Genomic DNA, 20,397 nt, shown 5'->3' on the forward strand with positions numbered 1-20,397 from the left:
CGCCCGTACGGGCGGGGAAGTTGCCACAGGCCGCGCCGGTGTCCGAAGGCTCCGGGCGCGGCCCGCGGCAACGGCGCAGAGGATCGGCACGCGGGCCGCACAGAGGGTGCCGACGCAGCGGAGCACGTTCAGCGGTAGGCGGCAGCAGGACGGTCACGAACTGAATTGAACGATGACGACCGGAGTTGTCGCAGCAGAGCACTGCTTTGCGCATGTGCGTTTCATGTGAGCCCGCATCGCCTTCTCCACCTCTCTCGGCGAATTGTTCTGCCACCAGCCGCTGTTCCCGGACGCCGCGTCGCCTTACGATTGACTTTCATGAACATCGCGGTGTTCCTCCTTGCACTGGGCGCCACTTGCCGTATCACCCGCTTCATAACCAAGGACACCCTGGCCGCCGGATTCCGGTCCTGGACGGCCGATCGTTTCGGAGAGGAATCCAAGCCCTCATATCTGGTCAACTGCGGCTGGTGCACGAGCATCTGGGTCGCCGCGGGAGTGGTTACGCTCGCCTATCTCATCGGCGGCACCGTCGCCTTTCAGGCTGTGGCTCTGATTCTGACGCTGTCCTACCTCGCGGGCGTGGCCTCCGAATGGGTCGACTGAATCGCTTGGACCAACCCGCACCCCCCAGGTCCGCTTTCCTCTGCTCGTCAACGCTGCCGCTTGGCAGAGGTGTTGACGGCATCTGCCGCGGGGACACGACACGGTGAGTACGGAATCCCCTGTTTGTGATCCGTCCTGTTGAGCGGCCGGGAAGAACGGCGATCCCCTCGGTCCGGCCGGGGTTCGCGTGCAGGGGGGACGATGGCCCGTCAGGCGGCCGTGAAATCGGCCGGTTAGAAGGAGGATTCGCCATGGGATGCAACTGCGGCAACAAAGCCGGCGCGAACAGGAATACGAACGCGGCGCAGGCCGCCGCGAGAGCCACTGCGAAACACCGCCGCGCGGCCGTCCGCTACCGGCTGACGCTGCCGAACGGCGTCGCCCGCGACTACGTCACCGCGCATGAGGCCAACGCCGCCAACCGGCGCGCCGGCGGCCAGGGGACGATCACCGCCGTCAACCAGTAGCCGCGAAGCCCCGAACACCCACCACCACACGGAACCCTCGTGCGCATGGCGGCGCTCCTGCACCGGCCCGACACCCCGGCCGGATGCGGGACCGCCGACACAGCGGGCACGAGGGTTCCGTTCTGCGTCCGCAGATTCCGCTCTCGCGTACGGCTCTGCTAGGACCTCCGCTCGTCCGTCCGTCCGGCGACGGCACGGCACGCGGCGCCCCGAAAAAGGGCCTAGGAGCCTTGGCGTGCGCGCTCTCGCGGACGAAGGCGCCCGTCAACGGCCGTGCCGCCCGCGCCGGTTCGTGCGAGCGGCGCACATCTCCTTCGTCCGCTTCCCTCAACGGCGGCTCTGCCTTGCGCAGTTGATCTGCGTGCTGCGATCCTCCCGGCGGTCCGACTCTCCGGACAACGCGAGTGCCCCCCGCGTACGTTCGGCCCTCGACCCTCTTCGGTGAAGGTTCCGATCCTTCGCTGGCACACCCGGGGGCGCATACGATCAGCAGCCCTTCGGAAACTACGCCGTCTCTGCCAGTGTGCCCTTCACACGATTGACAGGGGCGGGGCGCGATTGTGCGCGCGCTGTGTTCACTCCCCCATGAGAAGCATGACTGGCCGAATCGGCGTCCGAGGATGAAATGCGGTCCTCGGTGACGATGAGTGGCCGTACCCAAGTTGCTGGGCACAACACGGACTTCGGCGCCGCAGCGTGGAGAGCGCACCTCAAAACAGCCGGGACCATATGACCTCGAGAAGCCCTCTCAATCTCAACTACACGCGTTCGAGGGCGACTTGGCCTGGCGGCGGACGGGGCGATTTCCGATGCGGAACGCCGGGACTGGCCTCCGGCCCCCCGGAGCACTACGGGGGCGCGTGCGGCGCACAATTATTTTCTCGGCCTGCCCTCGATCACGGCGAGTCTCCGTCCACTGCCGTGTTCCGGCCGCACCGCAAAGTCGCCCTCGTGCCGGATGCAGCGAAATCGACTGCCACCACGTGGTTTTGAGACACGACAACCGCGCGCCCCGGCGCCCCCCGGCCACAAATTCGCACGCCCCCGCACGTCCCGGTGCGCTCCACTGAACGAGTGTTATCGCGCCACTCGTATGGCCCAGAGCGTCAACGGTGTCGCTTACTGAATACATCGACAAAGCGGGCTGCCGCACCGAACTCCGTGGGCGGCGCACAGCGCAACTCAGCAATTCCGTCACGTTGTTGAGTCGCACCCGAAACCGCTGACGACAGGACGAACACCCGCTTCCCATCCGTGGATCTGCGAAAGGGGCCTCACCATGGCACCTACCACCACAGTCCTGACTTCCGACAACGACCCCTCCTTCTGCGGGGAACCCGTCGTCTTCACTGCGACGGTGACCGACACCTCTTCGACGGCTCAGCCGACCGGTACGGTCTCCTACTTCGTCAGCCAGGACGGGCCGTCGCAGACGGTCCCGCTGACTCCAGGGCCCGGGCCGTTCGAGAGCACCGCCTCGACGACTCCGATCGTCTTCGACACGACCGGTGAACACGCGACGGTCGCGCTCTACACCAGCGACAACCCGGCACTGTTCGACAACTCGACGTCGCCCGTCTTCAATCAGACCGTCGATCCGGCGACGACCGGGGTCAGCATCACCACAGACCCGGCGAGTCCGTTTCTGTGTGGAAGCCAGGTCGAAGTCTGCGCCACCGTCGCCAACAACGACGTGCCCGGCAACATCCCCACCGGCACCGTCATCATCACCGAACCCGGCGGGACCAGTTCACCGCCCGTCACCGTCGATCCGACCGGACAGGCGTGCTTCACCTTCCCCAGCATCGACACCGCCGGCGACATCACGGCGACCTACATCAGCGACGACGCGTGCTTCAGCAACTCGAACGCCGTGGCCGGTGTGACCCTGACCGCTGGTGCCACGACGGCGACGACCAGCATCACCACGACCGGCCCGTACTTCTGCGGACAGCCGGTAGAGGTGTGTGTCCAGGTCGACAACACCGATGTACCCGGCAACATCCCCACCGGCACCGTCATCATCACCGAACCCGGCGGGACCAGTTCACCGCCCATCACCGTCGATCCGACCGGACAGGCCTGCTTCACCTTCCCCAGCATCGACACCACCGGCAACGTCACGGCGAGTTACACCAGCAGCGACCCTGACTGCTTCACCGACGCCACCGCTCCAGGCGTACTGCTCACCATCACCCCCGCCACCACCACGGCGACGACCAGTATCACCACGACGGGCCCGTACTTCTGCGGCCAGCCGGTAGAGGTGTGCGTCCAGGTCGCCAACACCGATGTGCCCGGCAACATCCCCACCGGCACCGTGGTGATCACCGCACCCGACGGCGGCACCTCCGGACCCGTCACCGTCGACCCCACCGGGCAGGCGTGCTTCACCTTCCCCAGCATCACCAACAGCGGCAACATCACCGCCACTTACACCAGCAGCGACCCTGACTGCTTCACCAACGCCACCGCCACGGCCCTCCCAATCACCATCACCCCGGCGAACACCACGGCGACGACCAGCATCACCACGACCGCCCCGTACTTCTGCGGCCAACCGGTAGAGGTGTGCGTCCAGGTCGCCAACACCGATGTACCCGGCAACATCCCCACCGGCACCGTGGTGATCACCGCACCCGACGGCGGCACCTCCGGACCCCTCACCGTCGACCCCACCGGACAGGCCTGCTTCACCTTCCCCAGCATCACCAACAGCGGCAACATCACCGCCACCTACACCAGCAACGACCCCGACTGCTTCACCAACGCCACCGCCACCGCCCTCCCGATCACCATCACCCCCGCCACCACCACGGCGACCACGACCATCGAAACCACCGGCCCCTACTTCTGCGGCCAACCCATCGAAGTCTGTGTCCAGGTCGCCAACACCGACGTACCCGGCAACACCCCGACCGGCACCGTCATCATCACCGAACCCGGCGGGACCAGTTCACCGCCCATCACCGTCGACCCCACCGGACAGGCCTGCTTCACCTTCCCCAGCATCACCAACAGCGGCAACATCACCGCCACCTACACCAGCAGCGACCCCGACTGCTTCACCAACGCCACCGCTCCAGGCGTACTGCTCACCATCACCCCCGCCACCACCACGGCAACCACGACCATCGAAACCACCGGCCCCTACTTCTGCGGCCAACCCATCGAAGTCTGCGTCCAGGTCGCCAACACCGACGTACCCGGCAACACCCCCACCGGCACCGTCATCATCACCGAACCCGGCGGGACCAATTCACCGCCCATCACCGTCGACCCCACCGGGCAGGCCTGCTTCACCTTCCCCAGCATCACCAACAGCGGCAACATCACCGCCACCTACACCAGCAACGACCCCGACTGCTTCACCAACGCCACCGCCACCGCCCTCCCGATCACCATCACCCCCGCCACCACCACGGCGACCACGACCATCGAAACCACCGGCCCCTACTTCTGCGGCCAACCCATCGAAGTCTGTGTCCAGGTCGCCAACACCGACGTACCCGGCAACACCCCCACCGGCACCGTGGTGATCACCGCACCCGACGGCGGCACCTCCGGACCCATCACCGTCGACCCCACCGGACAGGCCTGCTTCACCTTCCCCAGCATCACCAACAGCGGCAACATCACCGCCACCTACACCAGCAACGACCCCGACTGCTTCACCAACGCCACCGCCACCGCCCTCCCGATCACCATCACCCCCGCCACCACCACGGCGACCACGACCATCGAAACCACCGGCCCCTACTTCTGCGGCCAACCCATCGAAGTCTGTGTCCAGGTCGCCAACACCGACGTACCCGGCAACACCCCGACCGGCACCGTGGTGATCACCGAACCCGGCGGGACCAGTTCACCGCCCGTCACCGTCGATCCGACCGGGCAGGCGTGCTTCACCTTCCCCAGCATCACCAACAGCGGCAACATCACCGCCACCTACACCAGCAGCGACCCCGACTGCTTCACCAACGCCACCGCTCCAGGCGTACTGCTCACCATCACCCCCGCCACCACCACGGCAACCACGACCATCGAAACCACCGGCCCCTACTTCTGCGGCCAGCCGGTAGAGGTGTGTGTCCAGGTCGCCAACGCCGACGTACCCGGCAACACCCCCACCGGCACCGTGGTGATCACCGCACCCGACGGCGGCACCTCCGGACCCGTCACCGTCGATCCGACCGGGCAGGCCTGCTTCACCTTCCCCAGCATCACCAACAGCGGCAACATCACCGCCACCTACACCAGCAACGACCCCGACTGCTTCACCAACGCCACCGCTCCAGGCGTACTGCTCACCATCACCCCCGCCACCACCACGGCAACCACGACCATCGAAACCACCGGCCCCTACTTCTGCGGCCAACCCATCGAAGTCTGTGTCCAGGTCGCCAACACCGACGTACCCGGCAACACCCCCACCGGCACCGTGGTGATCACCGCACCCGACGGCGGCACCTCCGGACCCATCACCGTCGACCCCACCGGACAGGCCTGCTTCACCTTCCCCAGCATCACCAACAGCGGCAACATCACCGCCACCTACACCAGCAACGACCCCGACTGCTTCAGCAACGCCACCGCTCCAGGCGTACTGCTCACCATCACCCCCGCCACCACCACGGCAACCACGACCATCGAAACCACCGGCCCCTACTTCTGCGGCCAACCCATCGAAGTCTGTGTCCAGGTCGCCAACACCGACGTACCCGGCAACACCCCGACCGGCACCGTGGTGATCACCGAACCCGGCGGGACCAGTTCACCGCCCGTCACCGTCGACCCCACCGGACAGGCCTGCTTCACCTTCCCCAGCATCACCAACAGCGGCAACATCACCGCCACCTACACCAGCAGCGACCCCGACTGCTTCACCAACGCCACCGCTCCAGGCGTACTGCTCACCATCACCCCCGCCACCACCACGGCGACCACGACCATCGAAACCACCGGCCCCTACTTCTGCGGCCAACCGGTAGAGGTGTGTGTCCAGGTCGCCAACACCGACGTACCCGGCAACACCCCGACCGGCACCGTGGTGATCACCGCACCCGACGGCGGCACCTCCGGACCCGTCACCGTCGATCCGACCGGGCAGGCGTGCTTCACCTTCCCGAGCATCACCAACAGCGGCAACATCACCGCGAGTTACACCAGCAGCGACCCTGACTGCTTCACCGACGCCACCGCCACGGCCCTCCCGATCACCATCACCCCGGCGAACACCACGGCGACGACCAGCATCACCACGACCGCCCCGTACTTCTGCGGGCAGCCCATCGAAGTCTGTGTCCAGGTCGCCAACACCGATGTACCCGGCAACATCCCCACCGGCACCGTGGTGATCACCGAACCCGGCGGGACCAGTTCACCGCCCATCACCGTCGACCCCACCGGGCAGGCGTGCTTCACCTTCCCCAGCATCACCAACAGCGGCAACATCACCGCCACTTACACCAGCAACGACCCCGACTGCTTCACCAACGCCACCGCCACCGCCCTCCCGATCACCATCACCCCCGCCACCACCACGACCACTGTCGGCACGACGCCCGAGGGTCCGTTCGTCTGCGGCCAGTCGGTCACGGTCTGCGCCACCGTCACCACAAGCACGCCAGGCGTCGGCACACTCGCCGGCACCGTGCTGTTCACCGGGGCAGGACTCAACGAGAGTGCGCCCGTCATCGACGGCCAGGCATGCCTCCCGCCCACGACGGCACTCACCTCCGGCACCATCACCGCCACCTACACCAGCGACGACCCCGACTGCGTGGCCGACTCAAGCGGCACCCTCGCGGTGGTAGTGGGCCCCGCGTCCACCACGACGGACATCACCACGACGCCCGCCGGCCCGTTCGTCTGCGGACAGTCCGTCACGGTCTGCGCCACCGTCACCACAAGCACACCAGGCAGCGGCACGCCCACCGGCACCGTCACCTTCACCGGGGCAGGACTCAACGAGAGTGCGCCCGTCATCGACGGCCAGGCATGCCTCCCGCCCACGACGGCACTCACCTCCGGCACCATCACCGCCACCTACACCAGCGGCAACCCGGGCTGCTTCGCCAACTCCAGCGATACACAAGGGGTGACGGTCAACCCGGCAACCACAACGACCAACGTGACCACGACGCCCGCCGGCCCGTTCGTCTGCGGACAGTCGGTCACGGTCTGCGCCACCGTCACCACAAGCACACCAGGCAGCGGCACGCCCACCGGCTCCGTACTCTTCACCGGGGCAGGACTCAACGAGAGTGCGCCCGTCATCGACGGCCAGGCATGCCTCCCGCCCACGACGGCACTCACCTCCGGCACCATCACCGCCACCTACACCAGCGGCAACCCGGGCTGCTTCGCCAACTCCACGGGCTCGCTGGCCGTCACCGTCAACCCGACCTCGACCTCGACCGTCGTCTCGGCCTTCCCCGCGACGTCGGTCTGCGGACAGGCGGTCACCGTCTGCGCCGTCGTCTTCGCGAACGCGCCGGGCGGCGGCACACCGACCGGCTCCGTACTCTTCACCGGACCGGGCGGTCTCAACGAGACAGTGCCGGTGAACGGCGGCGGCCAAGCCTGCTTCACGTCCAGCACCCTGGTCAGCGGCCTCATCACCGCCACCTACACCAGCAACAACGCCTGCTTCACCGGCTCCTCCGGCACCCGGACGGTGACCGTGAACCCAGCGTCCACGACGACGACGGTCACCACGAATCCCCCGGGACCGTTCACGTGCGGGCAGTCGGTGGAGGTCTGCGTCGCCGTCGCGCCGGTCGCTCCCGGCAGTGGTACGCCGACCGGCTCCGTACTGCTGACGGGCGCCGGCCTCAACGAGCCGGTGGTCCTCGAGAACGGTCAGGGCTGTATCACCACGACGGCACTCACCTCCGGCACCATCACAGCCACGTACGCGAGCGCCACGCCGAGCTGTTTCGCCGCCTCTTCGGGTTCGCTGGCCGTGACCGTCAACCCGACGGCCACGACGACGACGGTCACCGTCGACCCGGTCACCTCGACCTGTGGACAACCGGTCACGGTCTGCGCAGAGGTGACCTCCAGTACGCCGGGCAGCGGCACGCCCACCGGCTCCGTACTCTTCACCGGGGCAGGGCTCAATGAGAGTGCGCCCCTCGTCGACGGCCAAGCGTGCCTAGCACCCACGGCGCTCACCTCCGGCACCGTCACCGCCACGTACACCAGCGACGACTCCGCCTGCTTCGGCAACTCGTCCGACACGCAGGCAGTCACCGTCAACCCGTCGCAGACCACCACAACGGTCACGGCGACGCCGGACACCTCGGTCTGCGGCCAGGAGGTCACGGTCTGTGTGTCGGTCGACGCGGTCTTCCCACAGGCCGGTACACCGAGCGGAAGTGTTCTGGTCACCGGGCCCGGCGGGGTGAGCGAGACGGTGCCTCTTGACGAGAGCGGGGAGGCGTGCTTCTCGACGACCGAGCTCGCCACCGGCACGGTGAACGCCGTTTACACCAGCGACGACTCCGCCTGCTTCAGTGGCTCTTCCGGATCGGTCGGCGTCACCGTCGGCGCGGCGTCGACGACGACCGCCGTCACCGCCGACCCCAGCACCTCGGTCTGCGGACAGCCGGTGCAGCTCTGCGCCACCGTCACCACCGACTCGCCCGGCAGCGGCACGCCCACCGGCTCCGTGCTCTTCAGCGGGCCCGGCGGCTTCAGCCAGTCGGTCGGCCTCGTCGGCGGCCAGGCGTGCCACACCTCCACGAGCCTGGTGAGCGGAGTCATCACCGCCACCTACCTCAGCGACGACGCCGGCTGCTTCGCGGGCTCCAGCAGCACGACCACCGTCACGGTCAACCCGGCGCCCACCACGAGCAGCGTCACGGCCAACCCGAGCACCTCGGTCTGCGGACAGCCGGTGCAGCTCTGCGCCACGGTCTCCTCCGCCGCCGGGACTCCGACCGGTGCCGTCACCTTCTCCGGGCCGGGGGGACCGCTTGGCAGCGCGATCCTGTCCGGCGGGCAGGGGTGCATCACCGTCAGCAACCTGACGAGCGGCACCGTCACGGTCAGCTATGCCGGTACGAGCTGCTTCGGCGCCTCCAACGGTTCCACAACGGTGACCGTCAATCCGGCGTCCACCACCACCGGCGTCACCGCTGATCCGAACCCGGCGGTGTGCGGCCAGTCGGTGGAGCTGTGCGCCACCGTCACCACGGCCTCGCCCGGCAGCGGCACGCCCACCGGCTCCGTGCTCTTCAGCGGGCCCGGCGGCTTCAGCCAGTCGGTCGGCCTGGTGGGCGGCGAGGGCTGCGTCACCGTCCCGTCGGCGGCGGCCGGCACCTACACCGCCCAATACACCAGCGCCAACCCCGGCTGCTTCAGCAGCTCTTCGGGAGCGGTCGCACTAGCGGTCAACAAGGCCGGAACCACCACCAGCGTCACCGCGACGCCCAACCCGGCCGCCTGCGGCCAGCCCGTCACGGTCTGCGCCACTGTGGCGCCGGTGTCCCCCGGTTCCGGGGCGCCCAGCGGCACGGTCGTCTTCACCGGGCCCGGCGGGCTCAACCAGCCGGTCGGCCTCGTGGGCGGCCAGGCGTGCTTCACCTCTTCCAGCCTGGTCAGCGGCACGATCACGGCCACCTACAGCGGTGATCAGTGCTTCCTGAACTCGGTCGGCACGGTGAACTTCCAGTCCAGCCAGCAGACCACCACGGTCACGGCACCGCCGGCGCAGGTCCGGCTGCGCACCAACGGCACGTGGGTCATCCCGGCCATGAGCGCCACGCTCACGACTTCGGGAGGCGCCCCGGTCGCAGGCCAGACGATCACATTCGTCGCCAACGCGGTGGGCGGACCGATCGCTCTGGGCTCCGCCGTGACCAATGCGAGCGGTGTGGCGACCCTTGCTCCGCCGACCATCACCGTCCCGCCTGGGATCGTCACAGCGAAGTCGTACAGGGCGTCGTTCGCGGGTGCGGCGTGCCTCTCGCCGTCCTCGGGCAACGGGACCCTGACCGTGGTCAGCTCACCGCTCCTGCCCTGACCCAGGACACCTTCGGAGAAAATCGCGCCGGGCCGCTTCCGCGGCCCGGCGTCGCCGTGTTCACTGTCGTATGTCCTTCATCAGATCCATGTCCCGCATGTCTCCATAGTGTTCTTCGCCGGTAAGTCACAAGGTTCTTTGCGCCTTTTGACGCCGATGGCCGTAAGCGGTCAACCATCGGAGGCGACCGGCGAGTAGATTTTTACGTCGCATTGCGCCACAACCGTTTTCCAGCGGTGGCGACTGCACTACGTTGTCAGTCGCGTACACCCCGCGAACCGGTCGGGTCAGACCAGCCCGTCTGACGGTTCTCCCGTTACGGGCCAGATCTGCGCCGTGAGCGCTGCCCGTACGGAGGGCAGCATGCGCTCACTGGAGACGCCCGCCCGTAGCTACAACATTCGCGTGGCGACGGACAGTTGAACAGCGAGCACAAGCACCGCCCCGGACCAGGCGCCCATGCTTCACCGCTCCTGCCCCGTCGGCGGCTGCTCCGCGACAGCACTTCCGGCTCCACTGCGAATTGGTGGAACGGCGACTTCAGCACCCGCGTTAGCTGCCTCGAAAGAGAAATCATGAAAAGACCTCGCATTGCGATATCACGCCTTGCGGCCACAGCAGTCGCTCTCGCCGTCACGGCGACGGCGTGCAGCGGCCTGAACAGCGCCTCCGGCGAGCAGGAGTTCAGCGGCCAGACCCTCACGGTCGCCGGCTCCTGGACCGGAGGCGAGGGGAAGAACTTCAGAAAGGTGCTCGACGGCTTCTCCAAGAAGACCGGCGCCAAGGTGAAGTTCGTCTCCAGCCGTGCACAAGGACGTGACGACTTCGCCCTTTTCATACGCGACCTGCGTAAGGCGGGCAAATCCCCGGATGTGGCGATGGTGCCGCAGGTGGGTGTGCTCCAGCAGTTCGCACAGAAGGGCTGGCTCGAACCGCTGCCGCCGAGGGTCGAACTGGAGGCCGCGCGCAACTTCGCGCTGGTGTGGCAGAACTACGGCAGTGTCCGCCGGATCTTCTACGGGCTCTACTTCAAGGCTTCGCACAAGTCGACCGTCTGGTACAGCCCGAAGGCCTTCGAGAAGGCGGACGTACTGCCGCCGAAGGACTACAAGGAGATGATCAGCGCCGGCCAGAAGCTCTCCAGGGCCGGCACCCCCGCCTTCTCGGTGGCGGGCAAGGACGCCTGGCCGCTCACCGACTGGTTCGAGAACATCTATCTCGCACAGGCGGGGCTTACCAACTACGCCAAGCTCGCCACCAACGAGATCGGCTGGACCGACCCCACGGTCATCAAGGCGCTGAAGACCTTCGGCAAGCTCTTCAAGAGCAAGGACATGGTCGCCGGGGGAGGCACCGAGGCACTGCGCACCGACCTCAACGAGTCGGTCGGAGCCGTCTACGGCAAGGACCCCAAGGCAGCGATGGTCTACGAGGGCGACTTCGTGGCCGGGATCATCTCCGGCGAGTTCAACAGGAAGGTCGACGACGACGCCAACTTCTTCGAGTTCCCGCCGGTGGGCAAGGGCAAGCAGCCGCCGGTGATCAGCGGCGGCGACGCCGCGGTCGCCATGAAGGACGGCAAGAACAAGGACATGGCCATGTCCTTCATCGAGTATCTGGCCAGCCCGAAGGCCGCCGAGATCTGGGCCAAGGAGGGCGGATTCCTCTCGCCCAACATCAACCTCGACCTCGACGCCTACCCGGACGAGACGACCCGCAAGGTCGCCAAGTCCCTCGTGGACGCCGGTGAGGCAGTGCAGTTCGACATGTCCGACCAGGCGCCCGGCGACTTCGGCGGCACCCCGGGGCAGGGCGAATGGCAGCTCCTCCAGGAGTTCATCCGCGACCCGTCCGACCCGGAGAAGACGGCACAGAAGCTCGACCAGGCAGCGGCGAAGGCCTACTTGGACGCCTCGGCCACGGGCACCACCGGCTGATGTGATCTGCGTGCGGCACAACCGCGTACGTCGCACCTGAGTTCGGCAGACCCGAGCGCCTACGTGCGTCAGGCATACGTAGGACGGCAACACCTGCGACAGAGCGCGCACAGCGAGAACGAGAGCGCACGTTCAGAGCGCAGCACGGCAACGCACCATCGAGAGCGCACGATTGAGGGCGGAGAGCCCGCGGCATGACCAGGGGCCGCGGCGCCCGGCTCGACCGGCCGGGAGCGCACCTCCGCCGCGCACAGGGGGAAGCCCCGCCCGACCGCTCCGGGCGGGCTCCAGATCCGTCCCCTGCATCAGCCGCGCCCTGCTACGGGCCGACTCGGCGCGGAATCCGGCGAGTTGAGCCGAACCGAGGCGAGCCAGGCCACTCGGAGGCGAGCCGGAGGCGAGCCGGGTGACAGACACCTCCCCGGCGTCCCATCGCGAGCGGAGACATCGAGCCATCGAGCCCGCACGCCGGTGAGCCCGCAGGGCGACCGACTCCCCGTGCACGCACTGGCTTTCGCCGTTCGACCGCGCCCCGCACGCCCCGCGCACGGAGCGGCCGGCGTACGCCGGGATGCGCACCGTGTGACGTGTCACAGACAACGTGTACATGGATGTGGGAGCTTCAACTCCGTTACTCATCAGTAGAGTTGGGGTTCCGAGGGTGAGGTCCGGCATGGCGGGCCGCACCGGCCGACGCGCCGCGTCCACGGCAGCGCGCCGCCGGGCGGCACCGAGATCCCGTGAAGGACATACGGCTCGGAAGGCCGGCCCGCAGGCGGGAGAGGATCGGATGAGCACTTCGGAAGCGACCACACTGGACGAGCTGGTCGACACGGACCGGTATCCCCTCGCGGACCTCGACGGTCACCGCGGACGCGACGTCCTCTCCCGTGCGAGGAAGGATCTGCTGGCCGAAGGGTGCACCGTACTGCCGGACTTCATCCGGCCCTCCCTCCAGCGGACGCTCCAGCAGGAGTGCGCGGCCATGGCCCCGCGGGCGCACTTCGACGTCGCGACGGTCAACGTCTACAACATGGCGGCCGGCCCCGACCTGCCCGAGGAGCACCCGGGACGCATGGCCTTCGAGCGCGGCAACGCCTTCGTCGCCCGCGACCGCATCCCCGCAGGCTCCCTCATCAGCCGCCTCTACTCCGACGTGGTCTTCCAGCGCTTCATCGCCCGCTGCTTCGACCTCGGGGAGCTGCACGAGCTGGCGGACCCCCTCTCCGGGCTCGTGCTCAACGTCGTCGAGCCCGGCATGGAGCACCCCTGGCACTTCGACACCAACGAGTTCACCGTCAGCATGCTCACCCAGGAGGCCGAGGAGGGCGGAGTCTTCGAGTACTGCCCCAACATCAGGTCGGCGGACGAGGAGAACTTCGACGGGGTGCGCGACGTGCTTCAGGGCAGGGGCGAGGGGTCGACCCGGCGCCTGCGGCTTCGGCCCGGCGACCTCCAGCTCTTCAAGGGCCGCTTCTCGCTGCACCGCGTCAGCCCCGTGCGGGGCGGTCTCGCCCGGCACTCGGCGATCTTCGCCTACAGCGAGCGGCCCGGTGTCGTGGGGAGCGTGTCCCGTACTCAGCAGCTCTTCGGACGCGTACTGCCGGAGCATCTGGAGGCGCAGGGCCGCGCGGTGCGCGGCGACCGGCTGCTCGACTGACCCCCTGCCTCCCCCCATCGCCCACCTCCCGCCGTGAGTCCCCCGCCCCGGCCACCTCCACAGGAGCAGTCGTGCGCTTCGACGCCACCGGAAAAGTCACGCTCGACCACATCTACAACCAGCCCGATCCACGGGCGTACTTCAGGGAGTTGCGCAAGCTCGACTACTGCGTGCCGCAGCAGGCGAAGCCCTACTTCGCCAAGCTCATCGAGGAGTACCGCGACGCCCGGCAGGTCGCGGTGCCCAAGGTGCTCGACATCGGCTGCTCCTACGGGATCAACGCCGCGCTGCTGAAGTACGACGTGACCATGGACGCGCTCTACGCCCGCTACTGCGACGAACACCTCGACGCCGGCGACGGATCGGACCCGCGCGCCGAGGAGTCCCCTGAGGCCCTGCTGGCCCGCGACCGCAGACTGGCCCGCGCTCACCGTCCGGTGCGCCCGGTGAGCGTCACCGGTCTCGACACCTCCGGCAGCGCACTGTCGTATGCGCTGGAGGCGGGCTTCCTCGACGACGCGGTCCACGCCGACCTGGAGCGCGCCGAGCCCTCGCCGCGCCAGCGTGAGCAGTTCGCCGGTACGGATCTGGTGATCTCGACGGGCTGCATCGGCTATGTCACCGAGCGCACTCTTACGCGTATCGTCCGCTCCATGGGAGAGCGGCGGCCGTGGATGGCGCACTTCGTGCTGCGCATGTTCCCGTTCGGCCCCGTGGAGAAGGCACTTGAGGAGCTGGGATACAGCACGGTGTGCGCCGGTGACGTCTTCCGGCAGCGCCGGTTCGCGTCGGAGCAGGAGCAGACGCAGGTGCTGGAGACGATGAAGGAGGCCGGGGTCGACGCGGACGGCCTGGAGGCCGACGGCTGGCTCCACGCACGGCTGTATCTTTCCCGTCCCGCCGGCACCGAGGGGTGGCCGTGGTCCCCGGAGCGTCTCGCGCGGGAGACCGCCGCCGCACCGGGCCCTGCCGAGGGCCCGCCGACGTCCCCGCGCACCCCATCCGTCACCCGACCCGTCGACGAACCGAAGTGAGAACGGAATTGAACACCAGTCAGCCGAGCGCGCCCCAGGGAAGCGGAAGCGCCCCGACCACCCCCACGTTCGCGCTGGAGGAGACCCTGCCGCGCGTACCGCTGCCCACGCTGGAGGCGAGCTGCGAGAAGTTCCTCGAGTGGTGCGCGCCGCTGCTTCCCCCGGGCGAACTGGCCGCGACCAAGGAGGAGGTGGCGGCCTTCCTCGCCGCCGACGGACCGGGCCGTACGCTGCACGCGGCGCTGGAGGAGTACAACTCCTCGGAGGGCGTGCACAGTTGGCTCGACACCTTCTGGCCGTACCGCTATCTGGGGCGGCGTGACCGCATCGCGCTGAACGCCAACTTCTTCTTCCTCTTCAGGGACTCCGACGAGCAGCAGGTCGAGCGGGCGGCCGGACTCATCGCCGGCGCCCTCGACTTCAAGCGGCAGATCGACGAGGAGGCGATCCCGCCGGTCGTGCAGCGGGGCAGGCCGCAGTCGATGCAGCAGCTCAAGTACCTCTTCTCCAGCACCCGCATTCCGGGAACCGAGCAGGACACGTCCCGTACGCCGTATTCGCAGGAGCGGCCCGGACCGTCCCGGGCGCGCCACATCCTGGTCTTCTTCCGCGGCAACATCTTCCGCATGGACGTCGTCGGAGAGGACGGCGCGCCGCACGACCTGGAGGACCTTCAGGCGGGGCTGCGCGACGTGATGAAGGCCGGCGCCGAACCGGCCGCCCCCGGCACGTCGGTGGGCCACCTCACCACCATGGCCCGCGCGGACTGGGCACGTGCGCGTGCGTCGCTGCTGGACGTGGATCCCGGCAACGCCGAGGCCCTGCGTACGGTCGAGGACGCGCTGTTCTGCGTGTGCCTGGAGGACTTCGCGCCTTCGGGCGTCCAGGAGGCGTGCGACGAGCTGCTGTACGGGGACCGCGGCAACCGCTGGTTCGACAAGTCCGTGTCGTTCGTGGTCTTCGAGGACGGTCGCGCCGGGCTGAACGTGGAGCACTGCGAGCTGGACGGCACCACCATCCTCAGCTTCGTCGACGCGCTGCTGCCCGTTCCGGCGTCGGTGCACTCCGAGCAGTCGGGTGCACGGGCACAGGGCCCGCCGTCGACGGAGCCGGTGCGCTTCACGCTGAACGATGCGCTGCGCGGCCAAGTGCGCACCGCCGCCGAGGAGTTCGCGGAGTACGGACGCAGCACGGCGACCCGCACGGTCACCTTCGACGATTTCGGCAGCAACAACGCGAAGTCGCTCGGCGTCTCGCCGGACGCCTTCGTGCAGGCGGCCTACCAGTTGGCGCACCGGAGGGCCAAGGGCCATCTGGGCGCCACCTACGAGTCGATCGCCACGCGGCAGTACAGGCACGGCCGTACGGAGGCGATGCGCGTCGTCACCCCGGAGATGTTCGCGTTCACGGACGCCATGGAGGACCCGGAGGCGGACGCGGCGACGCGGCGCGCGGCCTTCCGGGCGGCGGCGGAGGGGCATGTGCGGCGTGCGAAGGAGTGCCAGGCCGTCGAGGCGCCCGAACAGCACCTGTGGGAACTGGAGTTGATCCAGCGGCGGCGGGGCGAGGAGCTGGGCGTGCCGGAGCAGCCGTCGCTGTACCGCAGCGCGGGCTGGCTGACGATGAGGGACGACTATCTGAGCACCAGCTCCGCTCCGTCCACCAACATCCAGTTCTTCGGCTTCGGTTCGACGAGCAGCCGCTGCATCGGCGTGGCGTATGTGCTGCTGCCGGAGCGCTTCAACCTCTATCTGAGCACGCCGCGTGCGGTGGCCGAGCAGATGCACACGTTCGCGGAGGAGTTGAAGGGCGCGGTGGCCGAACTGCGGGAGCTGCTCGCGGACTAGCCCCCCCCGTAGGCACAGCAAGACACTTGGGCACCTGGCCAATTGGCCGGTTGGCCGGTTGGCCAGGTGGGCCCGCCGAGTGGACCGCTGCATCGCGGAACTGCCGCCCGCGGAACGGGAGTTGCTGCTGGCAGCGCTGGCTCCGTCGGTACTGGACCCGCGGGGCGACGCGCTCCCGGCCCGGTCGGGGGCGGCACTGCCGGGGGCCGCCGGAGCCCATCTGGCCGCCGTCCGCGAGAGGTTCGCACCTGAGCGGCTGCTGGACCGGGAGGAGGAGCTGGCCGAACTGGTGGAGTTCTGCGCCGGAGATCAGCGGTACCTGTGGTGGCAGGCGGCTCCGTGGGCGGGGAAGACGGCGCTGATGTCCTCGTTCGTGCTGGAACCGCCGAGCGGTGTCGACGTGGCGTCGTTCTTCGTCACCCGCCGCCACGGCCCCGACGAGGCCCACAGCGGGCCCTGGCGAAGGCCGCAGCGCTCACCGGCGAGCACGCACGTGCCGACGCGTTCGCCCTGGCGATGCACTCCCGTGGTGAACGGGCCTCCGCACTGGTCGAGTCGGCAGCCGCCGACCTGCGTTTGAGGGAGGGCACCGCCGACGCCTCCCTGCGCGAGGAGTGCACGCTACGGGCGACACGGCGCGCGGCCGAGGCCCTGGCGCTGGAGGTGTGGACGCAGATCCACTGGGTCTTCCAGGACGGCAGCGGTCCGCTGTCGTTCGCGGTGAAGCTCGATCCGCGCTGTGCCGACGTGCTGCTGGAACTGGGCTCGGGTGCCAGGGAGTTCGAGGCGTGACTGCCGCAGGAGCCTCACGCGCGGTTCCCCGTCGGCATCACGTAGGACCTGGCGCCGGGGCGCGAACCGCCCTGCGGCGCCGGGCAGTCGCCGCCGAAGCGGTCGGCGCGTCCGCGTGGGGCGGCCCCTACCGCCCCGCCTCGCGGGCGCCCCGCCTCTCCCCCGCCGTCAGCGAGGCATGCAGCGGCTCCAGCCCCGCCAGCAGGCCGGCGAGGGCGAGTTCGAAGCTGTCGCTGTCGATCTCCTCGGCGTGCGCGGGAATCAGATGCGCCTGTACGAGATTGGGGTAGCGCTCGAAGTAGACGCGTGTGTCGTCGGCGAAACCGCTCGCGAACGGCGTGGTGGCCGCCCCGATGACCAGGTACTTCACGGAGGCGGCGATCATCGTCGCATAGCGCGGCGGCCAGCCGTCCCCCACGAGCCCGCCGTGCACGGCGTCCGCCATGGCGAGGAAGTCCTCGCGGCGGCCGGTCCCGGCGGCCACCACGGGCGCCGCGTTGGGATGCCCGCGGAGCGCCGCGTGATACGACCTGCCCCATGTCTCCAGCCCGGCACGCCAGCCCCGTTCGAAGCCCGAGGTGTCCACCTGCCGCGTGAGGAGGTTGGCGACGGCGTCGAGGACGGCGTCCTTGTTCGGATAGTGGCTGTAGAGGGAGGCGGCCTTCACATCGAGCCTCAGGGCCAGGTTCCGCATGGAGAGCGCGCCGATGCCCTCCGCGTCGATCAGCTCCAGCGCGGCGTCACGGATGCGCTCCCGGCTGAGGAGGGGCGATTTCGGACGAGGCATCGGCAGATGGGCTCCTTGTGAAAACTAACGCCGTAAGGTTAGCGTGCGGGCACACGGAAACCTAACGCTGTTCGCGACGACTTCGCGCAGTCCGTGACGTACGAGGACGAGGAGATCTCCGTGCCGCCCGTGACGCCCCAGACCCCGCTCGGACTCTTCGGCACCGAAGCCCTGATCGGCGAGGAGGACCGCGCGATCCGGGACACCGTTCGGCAGTACGTGTCCGACAAGGTGCGCCCGAACCTCGCAGGCTGGTACGAGGAGGGCGCCATCCCCGCACGCGAACTCGCAAGGGAACTGGGCACGTTGGGCGTCCTCGGCATGCATCTGGAGGGCTACGGCTGCGCGGGCACCAGCGCCACCGCCTACGGACTGGCGTGCATGGAGCTGGAGGCGGGCGACTCGGGGCTGCGCTCCCTGGTCTCCGTGCAGGGCTCGCTGGCGATGTTCGCGATCTGGAAGTACGGCAGCGAGGAGCAGAAGCAGCAGTGGCTGCCCCGCATGGCCTCGGGCGAGGCCATCGGCTGCTTCGGCCTGACCGAACCGGACTTCGGCTCCAACCCGGCGGGCATGCGTACACGGGCGAGGCGCGACGGCTCCGACTGGGTCCTCGACGGCACCAAGATGTGGATCACGAACGGGTCCGTCGCCGATGTCGCCGTCGTATGGGCACGTACGGAGGACGAGGGCGCCGGCGGCGATGGCACGGGCGGCGGCGCCGGGGGCAGGGCGGGCAGGGTGCGCGGATTCCTCGTGCCCGCGGGCACGCCCGGCTTCTCCGCCCCGGAGATCAAGAGGAAGATGTCGCTGCGTGCGTCGGTGACCTCCGAACTCGTCCTGGAGAGCGTGCGGTTGCCGGACTCGGCCGTCCTGCCGGACGCCGTCGGGCTCTCCGGGCCCCTCTCCTGTCTCAACGAGGCGCGCTACGGCATCGTCTTCGGCGCCCTCGGGGCGGCACGCGACTGCCTGGAGACCACCCTCGGATATGCGCGGCAGCGGGAGATCTTCGACAAGCCCCTCGCCGCCTACCAGCTCTCCCAGGCCAAACTCGCCGACATGTCACTGGAGTTGGGCAAGGGCATGCTGCTGGCGCTGCATCTGGCCTCGCTCAAGGACGCCGGGACGCTGCGCCCCGAGCAGATCAGCCTCGGCAAGCTCAACAGCACCCGCGAGGCCATCGCCATCGCCCGCGAGTGCCGCACGATGCTCGGCGCCGCCGGGATCACCCTGGAGTACCCGGTGATGCGGCACGCCAACAACCTTGAGTCCGTGCTCACTTACGAGGGCACCTCCGAGGTGCATCAGCTCGTGATCGGCCAGGCGCTCACAGGCGAGGTCGCTTTCCGCTGACGGCGGCCGCATGGGCTTCGCCGAGGGCGCCCGCCCGTGGCACTCGTTCATCCGGAGGCGGCACGGCGGGCGATCACCTGCACGCTGCGGGTGGTCTCACCGTGGTGCAGCGTGGCGGTCGCCATAGGGCGCTCCTCCTCGACGGTGAAACCGTGGGCGTGCAGCAACTCCCGTAGCTCCTGGGGCCGATGGTGCCTGAAGAGCCCGCCGTCGGGCGTGGTGAAGACGCCGTACGGGCGGCCGGGGTCCGCAGCCGCGCCCTCCTCGTAGCGGCGCACATGGCGCTCGTCGCTCTGCAACGGCACGTCGCTGAGGTAGAGCACCCCCGACGGCCGTACCAGACGGGCGAGTTCGGCCATGACCGCGTGCTGGTCCGCGTCGCCTGTGACGACGCCGAGCACCACGAAGAGCAGCGCCGCGTCGAAGGAGCCGTCCGCGAACGGCAGAGGCAGCGCGGTGAACAACTCCAGCCTCAGCTCCGGGTGTTCGCGGAGCCCCCGCTCGATGAGGGCCCGCGACGGGTCTACGCCGTGTACGCCGCCGTAGCCCAGCTCGACGAGCTGCGCCGTCAACCGCCCGTAGCCGCACCCGTAGTCGAGAATCCTCGCCTCACGTGGCACGTACTGCTCCAGCAGCCCGTGGTCGAGGGGATGGGTGAAGGTCTTGGCCGCGCCCGTGCCCTCCCAGAAGCCGTGCACGGCGGGACGCCCGGGGCGCGGGGCTGAGGACTCCGAGGAAGCCATGCCCGGAGCGTAGCGACGTGATGCGCAGCCCGGCTGCGGTGATTCCGGCCGTCCGCGGGAGCGCACTCGCCATGCGCTACGGGCCGTGCACACGGCTGTGGGCCGCGCCTCCCGGAAGGAGGACACGGCCCACACTCACACAC

Annotated in this window: 12 protein-coding genes; 10 read left to right on the forward strand and 2 right to left on the reverse strand. The window is 68.8% G+C overall.

The genetic code is table 11. The features are described from left to right. The first annotated feature begins 318 nt into the window (after positions 1–318). The 9 genes from MMA15_RS05540 (at position 319) to MMA15_RS05585 (ending at position 17,374) form a co-directional block, all read left to right on the forward strand. The gene (locus tag MMA15_RS05540) at positions 319–606 is read left to right on the forward strand and encodes a DUF1360 domain-containing protein (protein WP_241057881.1); all 288 of its coding nucleotides are present in this window, start codon (positions 319–321) and stop codon (positions 604–606) included. 251 nt (positions 607–857) lie between these two features. Then, on the forward strand, positions 858–1,073 hold the full coding sequence (locus MMA15_RS05545; RefSeq protein WP_241057882.1) for a DUF7196 family protein: 216 nt from the start codon (positions 858–860) through the stop codon (positions 1,071–1,073). Positions 1,074–2,352: 1,279 nt separating this feature from the next. Continuing rightward, a complete protein-coding gene (locus MMA15_RS27800) occupies positions 2,353–10,104 on the forward strand; it encodes an Ig-like domain repeat protein (RefSeq protein WP_277400035.1) in 7,752 nt (2,583 codons plus the stop codon). A gap of 575 nt (positions 10,105–10,679) precedes the next feature. Continuing rightward, positions 10,680–12,041 (forward strand): ABC transporter substrate-binding protein, encoded by a 1,362-nt coding sequence (locus tag MMA15_RS05560; protein WP_241057884.1) that lies wholly within the window; start codon positions 10,680–10,682, stop codon positions 12,039–12,041. A 790-nt stretch (positions 12,042–12,831) separates the two neighbouring features. Further along, positions 12,832–13,701, forward strand: a complete 870-nt coding sequence (locus MMA15_RS05565) for a HalD/BesD family halogenase (protein ID WP_241057885.1) — start codon at positions 12,832–12,834, stop codon at positions 13,699–13,701. Between the two features lie 71 nt (positions 13,702–13,772). Continuing rightward, the gene (locus MMA15_RS05570; protein ID WP_241057886.1) at positions 13,773–14,735 is read left to right on the forward strand and encodes a class I SAM-dependent methyltransferase; all 963 of its coding nucleotides are present in this window, start codon (positions 13,773–13,775) and stop codon (positions 14,733–14,735) included. Between the two features lie 8 nt (positions 14,736–14,743). Continuing rightward, positions 14,744–16,582 (forward strand): choline/carnitine O-acyltransferase, encoded by a 1,839-nt coding sequence (locus tag MMA15_RS05575; RefSeq protein WP_241057887.1) that lies wholly within the window; start codon positions 14,744–14,746, stop codon positions 16,580–16,582. Between the two features lie 79 nt (positions 16,583–16,661). Beyond that, positions 16,662–17,162, forward strand: coding sequence for a hypothetical protein (locus MMA15_RS05580; protein ID WP_241057888.1), 501 nt, complete (start codon positions 16,662–16,664; stop codon positions 17,160–17,162). Continuing rightward, complete coding sequence (locus MMA15_RS05585) at positions 17,159–17,374, forward strand: hypothetical protein (protein WP_241057889.1); 216 nt, start codon at positions 17,159–17,161, stop codon at positions 17,372–17,374. The genes MMA15_RS05580 and MMA15_RS05585 overlap by 4 nt, the downstream gene beginning before the upstream one ends. 127 nt (positions 17,375–17,501) lie before the next feature. On the opposite strand, the gene MMA15_RS05590 is transcribed toward MMA15_RS05585, so the two are convergent. Then, positions 17,502–18,161, reverse strand: coding sequence for a TetR/AcrR family transcriptional regulator (locus MMA15_RS05590; protein WP_241057890.1), 660 nt, complete (start codon positions 18,159–18,161; stop codon positions 17,502–17,504). 93 nt (positions 18,162–18,254) lie between these two features. Between MMA15_RS05590 and MMA15_RS05595 the strand changes: the two genes are divergently transcribed. Beyond that, positions 18,255–19,511, forward strand: a complete 1,257-nt coding sequence (locus tag MMA15_RS05595; RefSeq protein ID WP_372498188.1) for an acyl-CoA dehydrogenase family protein — start codon at positions 18,255–18,257, stop codon at positions 19,509–19,511. 47 nt (positions 19,512–19,558) lie between these two features. Here the strand turns inward: MMA15_RS05595 and MMA15_RS05600 are convergent, their stop codons facing one another. Continuing rightward, the gene (locus tag MMA15_RS05600; RefSeq protein WP_241057891.1) at positions 19,559–20,254 is read right to left on the reverse strand and encodes a class I SAM-dependent methyltransferase; all 696 of its coding nucleotides are present in this window, start codon (positions 20,252–20,254) and stop codon (positions 19,559–19,561) included. Positions 20,255–20,397: the final 143 nt, after the last annotated feature.

It is taken from the genome of Streptomyces marispadix, assembly GCF_022524345.1.
GTDB classification, from domain to species: domain Bacteria; phylum Actinomycetota; class Actinomycetes; order Streptomycetales; family Streptomycetaceae; genus Streptomyces; species Streptomyces marispadix.

What these genes read in the sequence shown, in the direction of transcription:
- MMA15_RS05540 (WP_241057881.1), top strand. Translation starts at nt 319, where the DNA reads ATGAACATCGCGGTGTTCCTCCTTGCACTGGGCGCCACTTGCCGTATC.
- MMA15_RS05545 (WP_241057882.1), top strand. Translation starts at nt 858, where the DNA reads ATGGGATGCAACTGCGGCAACAAAGCCGGCGCGAACAGGAATACGAAC.
- MMA15_RS27800 (WP_277400035.1), top strand. Translation starts at nt 2,353, where the DNA reads ATGGCACCTACCACCACAGTCCTGACTTCCGACAACGACCCCTCCTTC.
- MMA15_RS05560 (WP_241057884.1), top strand. Translation starts at nt 10,680, where the DNA reads ATGAAAAGACCTCGCATTGCGATATCACGCCTTGCGGCCACAGCAGTC.
- MMA15_RS05565 (WP_241057885.1), top strand. Translation starts at nt 12,832, where the DNA reads ATGAGCACTTCGGAAGCGACCACACTGGACGAGCTGGTCGACACGGAC.
- MMA15_RS05590 (WP_241057890.1), bottom strand. Translation starts at nt 18,161, where the DNA reads ATGCCTCGTCCGAAATCGCCCCTCCTCAGCCGGGAGCGCATCCGTGAC.
- MMA15_RS05600 (WP_241057891.1), bottom strand. Translation starts at nt 20,254, where the DNA reads ATGGCTTCCTCGGAGTCCTCAGCCCCGCGCCCCGGGCGTCCCGCCGTG.